The sequence below is a fragment of the Kitasatospora sp. NPDC001603 genome, from assembly GCF_040298365.1.
Lineage (GTDB): Bacteria > Actinomycetota > Actinomycetes > Streptomycetales > Streptomycetaceae > Kitasatospora.
The window spans coordinates 78,570-90,315 of the sequence record NZ_JBEPAA010000015.1 but is presented as its reverse complement, the minus strand read 5'-3'; the positions used below and the strand labels follow the sequence as shown (position 1 = coordinate 90,315).

The window sequence follows — 11,746 nt, the reverse complement described above, 5'->3', positions numbered from 1 at the left end:
CAGTCGTATGAGATAACCCACTTCCCCCGAACACCCGCCCGATAGAACGCACGCCTCTCGGTCACCTGTGCGGAGCGACGGTCCTACCTCCCGTCGAGTGGACGAACCGGAGAGACCCTGCGGCAGAACACGATCAAGCTCAAGCCCCACTGCCGTTGACGGAGTCCTGCATGTAGACCTCCCAAGGCGCCGGAACGGACTCGTCCGGCTCCTCCGCTTCACGTGACGCGTACGCTCCGTCCGGTACGGATGCCCCGCCCGGCGCGGATGCCTCGACACCCGGGCCACCCGGCCGGACCGGGCCCGGCACGAACGCGCTCGACCCGGGCCCCTCCTCGGGAGGCTCCGCCAGGCTCGCCCGGATCAGTGCCGCCGCCTCCGAGTTCCCCATGGCCTCCGTGATCCCGGCCACCCGCAGTGCGTAGACGGTCCGCTCGCCCTCTTCGCCATCGACGTCGACATCGTCCATCAGGTCGTTCAGCGGTCCGACCACCGCAGGCCCCCGCCGCCCCGGGTCCTGCGCCCCCGCCATCGTCGCCGTCGCCGTTTCCGTTGCGGCTGCCGCCCCCTCGTCCACGTCCGGGTGGTGCAGCGCGGACACCACGCCCGGCGCGACCGCGTCCAGGAACGGCACCGGCTGCCGCAGCGGCCGCGTGACCAGGTGCTCGTACAACTCGTCGACCGGCCGGTCGTTGGCGGCCGCCGACAGCTGCGCGAGCGGGCCGATCATCCCGACCGCCTCCCCGACCTCCTCGTCGTGCCGAGCAAGCCACCAGACCACGGCGCTGCCTGGCGACTTGAGCACGTCGTCGCCGAGATAGGCCCGCTTGCTCCGCTCATAACGCCGCTCGTGCTCCCAGACCTCCTCGGCTTTGCGAACCTCGGAGAGCTTGTCGAGCCGCTCCCGGTCCGCGTCCGGCAGACCGAGCCCGACCCGGCCGCCCATGGCTACCACCAGACCCGAGGAGTCCGGGCACTGTGTGCCGAGCGTCCCCTCCAGCCGGTGCCGGACCAGGTCCAGCCGACTCGGGTGCTCGCGTTCGGTCACCGCCCGGGCACGAGCCAGCACCGCCTCCACCGCGAGACCGCCCGGATTGACGTGCACGAGCCCGGTCGCGTTGTGGACCGGCCGCCACCAGACGGTCGCCGAGAAGAGGAAGTCGTAGTCCGGCAGACCGCTGGGCAGCGCGACACCCTCCACCCTGTCTTCCTGGTAGGGAAGTTCGACTACCGGCGGTTGGGCCGGGGGCGCCGGCGGGACGTACGGTCCGCGTGACTCCTCCCGCACCGGGGCGCCAGGACGCCCGATACTCAGCCCCACGACCAGGGCGAGCACAACGGCCGCCACCGTCCACAACCAGACCGGCCACCCGGCCAGCAGCCCCAGCAGCACGGGCACCGACCCCGCCGCGACGGCGACGGCGACAACACGGGCCTTGCTCATGGGCCTCATGGGATCCTCTCCTCGGACGGACGCATTCGGAGCGGGCCCATCGGCTCGATGCCCTGCTCCAGATCGATCAACTGCCAGAACCGGCGTGCCACTTCGTCCCGGGTACCGACCTCCTCGGGCAACTGGCCGCCGCCCGCAGCCCATTCGTAGCCGACCAGGTACAGCCGGCTGAGCACGGCAGGCCGCTTGTCGGCGGCCTGCACCAGTACCTTCAGCAGTCGCTCCCTCCGGGCCGCGGGCGCCGCCCGGGCCACGGACAGCCACCGCCCCGCCACCGGCCCCCACCGCGTTACCGGGCTTGCCGCCAGGGCAGTCCGCCAGCCACTCTCGCCGGCCTCGGGGGCGATCGACTCGGGCAACGACCCGATCAGGTCCAGGAAGATCCCCGCGTTCGAAACGGTGGCAGGTGGCGCGTCCCCGATCCGGACGGCGCGTGGCGCATTGCCGAGCCGGACGAGCAGCTTCGTGTACAGCCGCCGGTCCCGCCCGACCAGGTCGAACAACGCATCCCGAGCATCTGCGGGCCCGCTGACGGCCGTGACCCGGGCGAGGTGGTGCAGCCGGACCAATGCCTGGTCCGGGTGGGTGCGAACCATCACTTCGGCGCAAGCCCTCGCCAGCACCTGGACGAGGCCCGGTTCCGGCGATTCCTTGATCGACTGGTCATAGACCCAGGCCCGGAAGGCGGCCCCGTACCGCTCGTGCGCCAGGCCTGCCTCCAGCACGGCCATCGCTTCGCCGCCGCGGCGCTGGTTCGCGGCGGCCCACTTCTCCACGAGGAACTGGAGACGCTGCCACTCGCCGATCCGCAGGCTCTGCTCGGCGAAGCGGCTCACCAACCTGGTCCGTTCCTCCAGTCCGAACATCGGGTGCGGCGCGCGGATCACCTCCTGGACCCACTCACCGAACCGGCCGCGCAGGCTCGGGAGGTACGTCCAGAAGTGCGCTCTGACCGCCGCGTCGTAAGCCAGCGGCTTGAAACGGATCAGACCGCCGGAGTCCTCCACGTCCACCGGCAACGCCTTCAGCCGCTCCGCCAGATCGGCCCGCTCCAGCAGCGGCCTTTCGTCCTGCGTGTGCTCCACCAGCCGCAACAGCTCGTCGGTGTGGTGGAAGACCGCGTCCGCAGGGCCGCCGTGCATCATCGCCACGGTCAGGAGCAGGGCCCGCTGAGGACCCGACGCGAGAGCGGCGACGTCCCTGGCCACATCGGCGCTCCGGTCACCGAGTGCCGAGAACGCCTGCTGCAGCCACGCCCCGATCCCGCCGGAGGCGTCCCGGCTACGGGCCTGCGTCACCAGGCGCGCGAGGCGTTGGAAGTCCCTCATGGCGAAGGCTTTCAACTGCTCCTGGGCATCCATGGCCTGGAGCTCGACCGGGTCGAACGGCACCTGCTCGCCGACCAGATGCCTGCGAAGCACCGCCGACTCACGGGGCCGACCGATGTGTGCCACCAGCTGCCGGAGTCTGGGGTGCAGCAGGTCCTCGTCCTCGAAGGGCAGCACCGCGATCAGCCGGGCCCCGGCGGCATCGACCTTCCCCCAGAACGAGTACAGCAGCTCCTGAGCCTCCGGATAGGCCTCCTCCGAGGTCCCGGTCAGATCGACCAGCAGGCGCTCGCCCTCCTTCGGCTCCGAGAGGTCGTCCTTCTCCTTGGAGAACGACGTCTCGATGAAGCCCTTGTCGTCTCCGCCCAGCCGGTGCAGCAGCATGACCGCCGCCGTTCTCCGACCGCTGCCGGGCGGTCCGGCGAGCAGCAGCGTGGAGCCCGGCTCCGCCAACCGTCCGGCCGCCTCCCCGAATCCGGCCGGAGGCACGAACCGGTTCTCCAGCCAGCGGGGCTGCGTCTGCGCGACCCGCCACGGGTCCGCCTTCGGACGAGCCGTGCGAAAGGGATCGAAGCCGTGGAAGTTGTACTGGTTGCCTGTCCCGGTGTGCGCGGCTCCCCGGATTTCGTCGATCCGGGTGCCGTCCCCGACACCGCTCACCGCTGCCGGCCCTCGTGCCCTCGGCGGTCCTCCCCCTCGCCGCAGACCTCGCTCTCCCGACGGCCGCCGAAGTCCTGGTTCACCGTGCCGTGTTCGAGGTAGTTGGCACCGTCGCCGGTGAATTGCACGCCCCCGTTGCGGATCTCGTTGCGCTGCTCCCCGCTCCCCGTGTGCAGCGGCCCGTTCGCCGTGTTGATGAAAGTGCCGATGTCACCCCCCACGTTGCCGATACCGCCGTTCTGCCGGTGTGTGTAGTCCCTCGCCTGGACAACGGTCCCGTCGACCCGGCCCACCCGATTGCGGATCCCCGGGCTGTCCGCCTCGCCCTTGCCGAGTTGCCGTCGTTCCTCGCCGAGCTGCCGTTGCGCCTCGGCGAGTTGAGGGAGTGCCTCGGCCAGGTCGTCGCCGATCCTGGCCAGGTCGGCGTCCGCGTTGCGGGTGTCCAGGCGGCGGTACTGGCAGTCGGCCAGCTCCTCCAACTCGGCCGGGAGGTTACGCCGTTCGAGCCGGGTGGCGCGGCCGATCAGCACCGGCACGACCAGAGCGCCGCTCTCGAAGGCCTCGACGATCTCCCGCCGGGTCCAGTCCTCGGGGTCGTCGAGCGCGCGCCGACCGCCCGCGGTACGGGCGTCGGCCCAGCGATCGCCGATGACGGCGATCAGTACGCTGCTGCGACGCACGGCGGTCAGCAGCTCCTGCGGGAATCGCCGGCCGACCTTGATCGATTTGCTGGCGCGGAACACCCTCTCGCTACCGAACCGTCGGGACAGCTCGCGTTCGATCAGGGTGGCGCCGGTGTCCTCGTCGGTGGTGCGGTAGTTCACGAAGATGTCGGGCATGGGGGATCACCTCTCCAAGAAGTTACGGGGGCGGGACGAGCGGGCCGGGAAACGGCGGCACGACGGTCCGCGAAAGGCGTAGGTCCCGAAGGTCTACGGATGCAGCGCTGCGGCCAGCGCGGGCTGGAGGTCGAGCACCGCCCGGTTCGCCCGGAACCGGGCCAGCTCGCGGGCGAGCCGTTCCACATCGGTGCCGATAGTCGCCGACCGCAGCCCCGGGACGAGCGGCAACAGCTCGGCGGCCAGCACGCACGCGTACTCGATCTCCCCGGCGGCCGCATGCGCGAGGGCACGCCTCAAGCCGTACCGGGCGCGGCTGCGGGTGGCCCGCACGGGAATCCGCGGGTACTCACGGTCGAGGATCTCGGCGGCCTGCGCGGAGCGGCCGAGATCGTGCAGGCACCAGCCGGTGACCATGGCAGCAGGGTCGGAGAGGTTGCTCGTCCCGAGCACGGGCGCGTCACTGCCGTCCTGCGCCACGGCCCGGGCCAGCAGATCGCCGGCCCGCTCAAGGCTGCGCAGGCTGGCCGCGTGGTCGCCGGCCAGCGCGTGGCCCTGAGCCTCCCGCTGGGCGGCGAGACCCCGGATCCGCGGCGGCAGGCTGCCCTCCTGGGCCTGGGCGACCAGCTCGACGGTCTGGGCGGCGTCACCCGCGTAGAGGGTGACGAGGGCCCGCCGGACGAGTGCGTACGAGGCGAGATCCCGGTCGCCACCGGCCTCGGCGAGCTCGACGGCGCGGGCGGTCCACCAGAGAGCGGCCGGATTGTCCCCGTCCTCCTGGGCCATCCAGCCGGCGTACTCGGCATAGCGGGCAGCGAGACCGAGCAGCTTCGGCCGGCTCGACGGGGCCGCCTTGACGGCCAACTCGCGCAGGGTGTGGGTCTGCACGGTGAGCAAGGGCAGCAGCACACCGGGGTCGGTGGTCTGCCCGAGTGCCCGCATCTGGTCGAACTGCAGACGGAAGATTTCCACCGGAGCCGCATCGGTGGCCGCAGCGACAGCTTGCGGGGGCGGCACCACGGCGGCGGCGACTCCCGCCCCCAGCAGAGTGGTCGCACCGGCGGCGAGCAGCTGGCGACGCCCGAGGCCCCCGGGCCAGCGGACGCCGTCGCGGCCTACTCTGAGCAGCCATGCCGTCTCGTCGACCGAGGCGCCGTCCACCCCCGCTCCACGCTCAGGAGCCTCGAACGGCGCCAGCCTCGCCAACTCGCCGCCCGCGCCGAGTCGGACGTCGCAGCGGCGGGCCAGTTCGGCCGGCGGATGCTTGTGGCCGCGTTCGATCTTGCTCAGGTGGCCCTTGCTGTAGTTGAGCAACTCGGCCAGCCGGGTGAGCGTCAGCCCGGCGGCGATCCGCCGCCTACGTAGCTCCGGACCGAACTCGCCGGCCCCGTGGGGCACTGCGGACGCGTGCATGCCAACCCCCTTTCTGGAACCGTCTGCCCGTAGTTCTGCATCGTGGGCCCGAGACGGTCTCTCCCCCCGCCTCCGAATGAATATTGGCATGCGGACGAGGAGGGCGGACGCGGAACGGAGGCGTTTCCCGTTTCCTCTTTCACCCATGCCGGAGCAATATCCATTCGACGTGGACACAAAGAGAATTGACGACAAGTCCACTGCTATGAGCCGATTATCGGCGTCCGCCTTCCGCATCACCGCCGAGGACGGCCTCCCCCGCAGCGGGAGGAGTGACAGCCGGCACGGATCCATCGGCACGAAAGCGAACCACCTGACTTGTCGGGCACGCCCAGGCTGAGGCGGCAGCCCAACAGCGCTACTGGACAGGCGCATTCACCCATCTCCAGGCGGCCGGCTCCCGGTCGCCCCCGTCGGCTCGCAGGGCCGGCGGGGCAGCGGCCGCCCTGGTGATCGCTCACGCCATCGCCATCGGCCGACCGGGACACCGTCCACCGACCCGCTTCCGGTGCACCCCGTGGCCCCTTCGGCTCGCGGGCCGCAGAACACCTAAAGATCGAACACAAACCAACCGCTCGGGCCAAGGGCGGCCAACTCAAGCAATCCGTTCCGACGGGCGTGTTGACCCGCTCCCCTCATCCCCCGTCCACCAGACTGGGCGACGATCCGAGTCTCCACGATCCGAGGAGGGCCTGCCCATGAACGTCACCGTCCGGCTCGCGCAGCAGCCCGAGGCCGACGACCTGCTCGGGCGCAGCGCGCTCGCCGCGCTCGTCGGGATGCTTCTCGACCAGCAGGTGCCCATGGAGTGGGCGTTCACCGGCCCGCTCACCATCGCGCAGCGTCTGGGCCGGGACGACCTGGACGCGCACGAGATCGCCGTCCACAACCCCGAGGCGTTCGTCGCCCTGCTCTCCGAGAAGCCGGCCGTGCACCGCTACCCGGCCGCGATGGCCAAGCGGGTGCAGCAGCTCTGCCAGTTCGTGGTGGCGCAGTACGACGGCGACGCGGCGGCGCTCTGGCGCGACGTCGCGACCGGCCGGGAGCTGCTCAGCCGCCTCAACGCCCTTCCCGGCTTCGGGAAGCAGAAGTCGCAGATCTTCCTCGCGCTGCTCGGCAAGCAGTACGGCGTGCGGCCCGAGGGCTGGCGCGAGGCGGCGGGCCTGTACGGCGAGGAGGGGGCCTACCGGTCGGTCGCGGACATCACCGGCCCGGAGTCGCTGGAAAAGGTGCGCGCCCACAAGCAGGAGGTGAAGCGCGCCGCCAAGGAGGCCAAGACCGCCAAGGTCTGATGACCGATAATTCCCGCTGCCCGGCACTCCCGAGGAGTGCCGGGCAGCAGCGCGCGGCGCACGCCCCGGCACCCGCCCCGAAAACGGGTTGCCCGCCCACGCCCCGCCGGGTGAGGCTCGACGGATGACCGACACCGACAGCCAGGGCAGCCCCGGCGTGCGTTCCCTCTTCTCCGGCGACGGCCGGCTGACCACGATCCCCCGCAAGGCGGCCCGCCGCGAGCAGCTGCTCGCCCACCTCGCCGGCACCCTCTTCGAACCGGGCCGCTCCTACAGCGAGCGCGAGGTCAACGAGACGCTGCGGGCGGTGCACGACGACTACCCGGCCCTGCGCCGCTTCCTGGTCGAGGCCGGCCACCTGGCGCGTCCCCAGGACGGCAGCAGCTACCGCCGCGCCGCCTGAACCCCGCCCCCGGGGAGGGGAGGGCCTCAGCGCACCCGCCGGTAGGCGTACCGCCCGCGGATCCTCCGGGCGAAGTACCGTCCGTGGCTCTCCGCCGCCATCAGCTCCCGGTGCACCCGCCCGGGGACCGCGTCGTACCGGTAGACGCTCCCGCCGGTGAACTCCAGCTCCAGTACCCGCCGCGCCGCGTCGTAGCCGACCGAGCGCAGCGCCGAGGAGTCCACCGCCAGCCGCTCCATGCTCCCAGTGTGCGCGCGAGGGCCCCGGCCGCGCATCGCGGCCGGGGCCCTCCACCCACCGTCAGACGAGCACGGGCTCCTGCTCCCGCTCGGCCTCGTCGGAAGAGGACGCGGAGGAGGTACCGGCGACGACCGCCGCCTTCCGCCTCGGCAGCGCGAACATCAGCAGGAACACCGCCGCCAGCACCGCGACGACCCACCACATCGCGTGGACGAAGGCCGCGCCGAACGCCGTCCCGACCGCCTCGGGGGCGACCACGTCGTCCATCGCCCCGAAGAACGCCACCGAGACCAGCCCGAGCCCCAGCGCCGTCCCGAGCTGGTTCACCGTGTTGATCAAACCCGACGCCGAACCGGCGTGCTCACGCGGCACCTCGGCCAGCACCGCGTCGGTGATCGGCGCCACGATCAGGCCCATCCCCAGGCCCATCACCACCAGCGGCAGCGCCATCTGCCAGGACGTGATCGCCGTGCCGTACCGGTCGGCCTCCCAGATGTAGGTCAGCGCGCCGACCGCCATCACCAGCGCGCCGGCCTGGAGCACCTTGCGTCCGAAGCGCGGCACCAGCTGCTGCACCGAGAGTCCGGCCGCCACCGAGACCGCGATCGAGAACGGGATGCCCGTGGTCCCGGCCTTGAGCGGGCTCCAGCCCAGCCCGATCTGCATGTAGAGCGTCCAGACCAGGAAGAAGATCCCGGTGACCACGCCGAAGGTCAGCTGGACGCCGATGCCGGCCGCGAAGCTCTTCACCCGGAACAGCGACAGCTCGACCAGCGGCGAACCGTCCCGCCGCGTCTTCACCTTCTCGTAGGCGACGAACAGGGCGAACACCGGCAGGCTGCCGGCCATCGAGAGGTGGCCCCAGAGCGGCCAGCCGGCCTCCCGGCCGTGGGTGAGCGGGTAGAGCAGCATCAGCAGGCCGACGCTGGCCAGCAGCACGCCCACGAGGTCCAGCTTGAGCGCCTTCTCCGCCCGCGACTCGCCGATGAACGCCCGGCCGAGCAGCAGCCCGGCGATGCCGACCGGCAGGTTGATCAGGAAGATCGGCCGCCAGGCCAGCCCGAAGAGGTCCCACTCCGTCAGCAGCGCGCCGATCAGCGGTCCGGAGACGGCGCCCAGACCGACCACCGCGCCGAACAGGCCGAACACCTTGCCGCGCTCCTCCGCCGGGAAGGAGGCGTGGATGATCGACAGCACCTGCGGCACCATCAGCGCCGCCGTCCCGCCCTGGAGGATCCGGGTCGCGACCAGCATCTCGGCGCCGGTCGCCAGACCGCAGAGCGCCGAGGCGACGGTGAAGCCGCCGATTCCGATCAGGAACAGTCGCTTCCGGCCGTAGATGTCGCCCAGTCGACCGCCGGTGATCAGCCCGATCGCGAAGGCCAGGGCGTAGCCGCCGGTCACCCACTGGACGGCACTGAACGAGGCGCCGGTGTCCTCCTGGATGCTGGGGATGGCGATGTTCACGATGGTGACGTCCACCAGGTCCATGAACGAGGCCGTCATCACGATCGCCAGCGCGATCCACCTCCGCCGGTCGGACACCGCACCGGAGCCCGCTCCGGAGCCCACCCCGGAATCCGCTGTCATCGTCTTCTCCTCTACCTCGCTCTTCGGCACGTCTGCGACAGTAGAGGGGATATAGGTCAGCTCTTGTCCTCGTTGTCCGGCATCCTGGGTGCCATGACGGACACTCCGGCGCGGCTGCTGAACCTGCTCTCCCTCCTCCAGACCCCGCGCGAGTGGCCGGGCAGCGAACTGGCCGAACGCCTCCAGGTCAGCTCCCGGACGATCCGCCGCGACATCGACCGGCTGCGCGCCCTGGGGTACCCGGTCGAGGCGACGATGGGCGCGATCGGCGGCTACCGGCTGGTGGCCGGGACGGCGATGCCGCCGCTGCTGCTGGACGACGAGGAGGCGGTGGCCATCGCGGTCGGCCTGCGGGCGGCCGCCGGGCACGCCGTGGTCGGCATCGAGGAGGCGTCCGTCCGGGCGCTCGGCAAACTGCTCCAGGTGCTGCCGGGGCGCCTGCGCCACCGGGTCGGCGCGCTGAACACGGCCACCGTGCCGCTGCTCACCGGCGACGGACCGACCGTCGACCCCGAGGACCTCACCGTGCTCGCGGGCGCCGTCACCAACCGGGAGCGGCTGCGCTTCCACTACCGGGCGGGCGACGGCGCCGAGACCCGGCGCCAGGTCGAGCCGAACCGCCTGGTCTCGACCGGTCGGCGCTGGTACCTGGTCGGCTACGACCTCGACCGCGACGACTGGCGGCTCTTCCGGGTGGACCGGATCAGCGAGCCCTTCCCGACCGGCGCCCGCTTCACCCCGCGCGAGCTCCCCGCCGAGGACGCGGCCGCGTACGTGGCGAGCAAGCTCCGCCGGCCGGCGGCCACCCACACCCTGGTGGCGACCCTGCACATGCCCGCCTCCGAGGTGGAGAGCTGGATCAGCCGCGCCGCCGACACCACGGTCGAGCCGGTCGACGAGCGGAGCTGCCGGCTCCGCTCGCGGTCCGACTCGCTGGGGTACCTGGCGATGCGGCTCCTCATGCTGGGCTGCGAGTTCGAGGTCCACGAGCCCCCGGAGATGAACGCCCACCTGCGCGCCCTCGCCGCCCGCGCCGGCCGGGCCGCCGACAGCGGGGGTCCGGTCCGCCCCGCCGCCGACAGCGGGGGTCCGGTCCGACCCTGAGCCGCCCGCGCTACGCCGCCACCCGGTACCAGGCGTCCCCCGAGCGGAACCGGAGCACGCCGTCCCGCCCGTAGGCCCGCTCCCGGTCCAGCTCCCCGGGCAGCCGGAGCCGGCGCCGCCCGGTCTCCTTCCACTCCTTGCCGACCAGCAGGCACCGGACCAGCTCACCCGCGTGCGTCAGGAAGATCCCCTGCCGGCCGCCGACGGCGAAGCCGAGCGGCAGCCGCACCGGGGACCGCCGACTCACGGACCGTCCGGCCGGGTCGATCCGGGTCAGGTAGCTCGCGGTACTGCCCGGGTACCAGGCCAGCCAGACGGCGCGACCCTCGGTCGCCCCGGCCAGGCCCTCCAGCGGGTAACCGGGCAGTTCGTCCGGCCCCGGTCGCCAGACCATCCGCCCGGCCGGGTCCGCCCCGACCAGACCGGGGTGGGCCATCGGGTGGTCCCCGTAGATGCCCTCGTCCCCGAAGGCCATCCAGATCCGGCCGTCCCGGTCGGCGACCAGCGTCCGGATGTCGTCGCCGAGCACCAGCTCGTGTTCGGGCTCGCCGTCGGGCCCGAACACGACCGCGTTGGGCGCCCATCCGCCCGGCTCCTCGTCGGCCCGGTAGCTCGCCACCAGCAGCCGGCCGCCGGGCAGCGGCGCCAGGTGGTCCGGGTCGACGGCGAGCCCGCGCAACGCCGTCCGCCGCTCCCCCTCCGGTGTCACCGTCACCAGCTCGGCGTCCGGGAGCGGGTCGGGGCACGTCCGGCCGCAGGCGCCGGACGGCTTCTCCCCGGGCACCAGCAGCACGACCAGTTCGCCGTCCGGTCCGACCGTCCAGCCGCAGGCCCGGCGGCCCGCACCGGCATCGTGCTCGGGCAGCCGCCAGACCTCCACCGGTTCGTTCATCCGACGAGGATGTCAGACCCCGTACTCGGCGGTGATCACCGCACGGGCCAGCGTGTGGAAGGTGATGTGGAAGCCGATCTGGGCCGCCGGCGTCTCCGGGGTGACGTCCAGCGCGTCCACGTCCAGCGCGTGCACGGCGAAGGCGTACCGGTGCGGGGCGCCGGGCGGCGGGGCCGCGCCGTCGTACTTGTTGCCGGGGAAGTCGTTGCGGCCGTGGAACGAGGCCGCCCCGGGCAGGTCCGCGTCGGACGAACCCGCGCCGCGAGCCAGGCCGGCGGTGTCACCGGGCAGGTTGAGGGCGAGCCAGTGCCACCAGCCGGAGCCGGTCGGGGCGTCCGGGTCGTAGCAGGTGACGGCGACGGACCGGGTGCCCTCCGGCAGGCCCGACCAGGCCAGCTGCGGCGACAGGTTGCCGCCCGCGTGGACGAACTCCTCGGCCAGCTTGCCGCCTTCGGCGAGGTCATCACTGGTCAGCTCGAAGGACGGCACCTGCGGCAGGAACTCGTAGGGCAGCGGCGGACGAACGCTCATG

At 72.3% G+C, this 11,746-nt stretch carries 11 protein-coding genes; 3 read left to right on the top strand and 8 right to left on the bottom strand.

The window, feature by feature from the left end; translation table 11 throughout:
• Positions 1 to 139: 139 nt before the first annotated feature.
• The 4 genes from ABT263_RS12895 to ABT263_RS12880 all read right to left on the bottom strand — a co-directional run bounded on the left by ABT263_RS12895 (position 140) and on the right by ABT263_RS12880 (position 5,693).
• Positions 140 to 1,444 carry a hypothetical protein gene (locus ABT263_RS12895; RefSeq protein ID WP_352290520.1) on the bottom strand — a complete coding sequence of 435 codons (1,305 nt, stop codon included), beginning with the start codon at positions 1,442 to 1,444 and terminating at the stop codon, positions 140 to 142.
• Positions 1,445 to 1,449: 5 nt separating this feature from the next.
• The gene (locus ABT263_RS12890) at positions 1,450 to 3,441 is read right to left on the bottom strand and encodes a hypothetical protein (RefSeq protein WP_352290518.1); all 1,992 of its coding nucleotides are present in this window, start codon (positions 3,439 to 3,441) and stop codon (positions 1,450 to 1,452) included.
• Entirely contained in the window at positions 3,438 to 4,280 is an 843-nt protein-coding gene (locus ABT263_RS12885; protein WP_352290516.1) for a TIR domain-containing protein, read from the bottom strand. Before ABT263_RS12885 ends, ABT263_RS12890 begins: the two co-directional genes overlap by 4 nt.
• 93 nt (positions 4,281 to 4,373) lie before the next feature.
• Positions 4,374 to 5,693 carry a helix-turn-helix domain-containing protein gene (locus tag ABT263_RS12880; protein WP_352290515.1) on the bottom strand — a complete coding sequence of 440 codons (1,320 nt, stop codon included), beginning with the start codon at positions 5,691 to 5,693 and terminating at the stop codon, positions 4,374 to 4,376.
• A gap of 698 nt (positions 5,694 to 6,391) precedes the next feature.
• On the opposite strand from ABT263_RS12880, the gene ABT263_RS12875 reads away from it, so the two are divergent.
• Entirely contained in the window at positions 6,392 to 6,985 is a 594-nt protein-coding gene (locus ABT263_RS12875) for an HhH-GPD-type base excision DNA repair protein (RefSeq protein WP_329488629.1), read from the top strand.
• A 124-nt stretch (positions 6,986 to 7,109) separates the two neighbouring features.
• Positions 7,110 to 7,388 (top strand): DUF2087 domain-containing protein, encoded by a 279-nt coding sequence (locus tag ABT263_RS12870; RefSeq protein ID WP_352290513.1) that lies wholly within the window; start codon positions 7,110 to 7,112, stop codon positions 7,386 to 7,388.
• A 26-nt stretch (positions 7,389 to 7,414) separates the two neighbouring features.
• On the opposite strand, the gene ABT263_RS12865 is transcribed toward ABT263_RS12870, so the two are convergent.
• Positions 7,415 to 7,627 (bottom strand): KTSC domain-containing protein, encoded by a 213-nt coding sequence (locus ABT263_RS12865; RefSeq protein WP_329488631.1) that lies wholly within the window; start codon positions 7,625 to 7,627, stop codon positions 7,415 to 7,417.
• Between the two features lie 61 nt (positions 7,628 to 7,688).
• Positions 7,689 to 9,218 carry an MFS transporter gene (locus ABT263_RS12860; protein ID WP_352290511.1) on the bottom strand — a complete coding sequence of 510 codons (1,530 nt, stop codon included), beginning with the start codon at positions 9,216 to 9,218 and terminating at the stop codon, positions 7,689 to 7,691.
• A 93-nt stretch (positions 9,219 to 9,311) separates the two neighbouring features.
• On the opposite strand from ABT263_RS12860, the gene ABT263_RS12855 reads away from it, so the two are divergent.
• Positions 9,312 to 10,322 carry a helix-turn-helix transcriptional regulator gene (locus ABT263_RS12855; protein WP_352290509.1) on the top strand — a complete coding sequence of 337 codons (1,011 nt, stop codon included), beginning with the start codon at positions 9,312 to 9,314 and terminating at the stop codon, positions 10,320 to 10,322.
• Positions 10,323 to 10,332: 10 nt separating this feature from the next.
• On the opposite strand, the gene ABT263_RS12850 is transcribed toward ABT263_RS12855, so the two are convergent.
• Positions 10,333 to 11,214 (bottom strand): hypothetical protein, encoded by an 882-nt coding sequence (locus ABT263_RS12850; protein ID WP_352290507.1) that lies wholly within the window; start codon positions 11,212 to 11,214, stop codon positions 10,333 to 10,335.
• Between the two features lie 12 nt (positions 11,215 to 11,226).
• Positions 11,227 to 11,745 carry a YbhB/YbcL family Raf kinase inhibitor-like protein gene (locus ABT263_RS12845; RefSeq protein ID WP_329488635.1) on the bottom strand — a complete coding sequence of 173 codons (519 nt, stop codon included), beginning with the start codon at positions 11,743 to 11,745 and terminating at the stop codon, positions 11,227 to 11,229.
• Position 11,746 lies beyond the last annotated feature (1 nt).

Excerpts from the sequence above, each read along its gene's own strand:
- ABT263_RS12895 (WP_352290520.1), bottom strand. The coding sequence starts at position 1,444 with ATGAGCAAGGCCCGTGTTGTCGCCGTCGCCGTCGCGGCGGGGTCGGTG.
- ABT263_RS12885 (WP_352290516.1), bottom strand. The coding sequence starts at position 4,280 with ATGCCCGACATCTTCGTGAACTACCGCACCACCGACGAGGACACCGGC.
- ABT263_RS12880 (WP_352290515.1), bottom strand. The coding sequence starts at position 5,693 with ATGCACGCGTCCGCAGTGCCCCACGGGGCCGGCGAGTTCGGTCCGGAG.
- ABT263_RS12875 (WP_329488629.1), top strand. The coding sequence starts at position 6,392 with ATGAACGTCACCGTCCGGCTCGCGCAGCAGCCCGAGGCCGACGACCTG.
- ABT263_RS12870 (WP_352290513.1), top strand. The coding sequence starts at position 7,110 with ATGACCGACACCGACAGCCAGGGCAGCCCCGGCGTGCGTTCCCTCTTC.
- ABT263_RS12865 (WP_329488631.1), bottom strand. The coding sequence starts at position 7,627 with ATGGAGCGGCTGGCGGTGGACTCCTCGGCGCTGCGCTCGGTCGGCTAC.
- ABT263_RS12860 (WP_352290511.1), bottom strand. The coding sequence starts at position 9,218 with ATGACAGCGGATTCCGGGGTGGGCTCCGGAGCGGGCTCCGGTGCGGTG.
- ABT263_RS12855 (WP_352290509.1), top strand. The coding sequence starts at position 9,312 with ATGACGGACACTCCGGCGCGGCTGCTGAACCTGCTCTCCCTCCTCCAG.
- ABT263_RS12850 (WP_352290507.1), bottom strand. The coding sequence starts at position 11,214 with ATGAACGAACCGGTGGAGGTCTGGCGGCTGCCCGAGCACGATGCCGGT.
- ABT263_RS12845 (WP_329488635.1), bottom strand. The coding sequence starts at position 11,745 with ATGAGCGTTCGTCCGCCGCTGCCCTACGAGTTCCTGCCGCAGGTGCCG.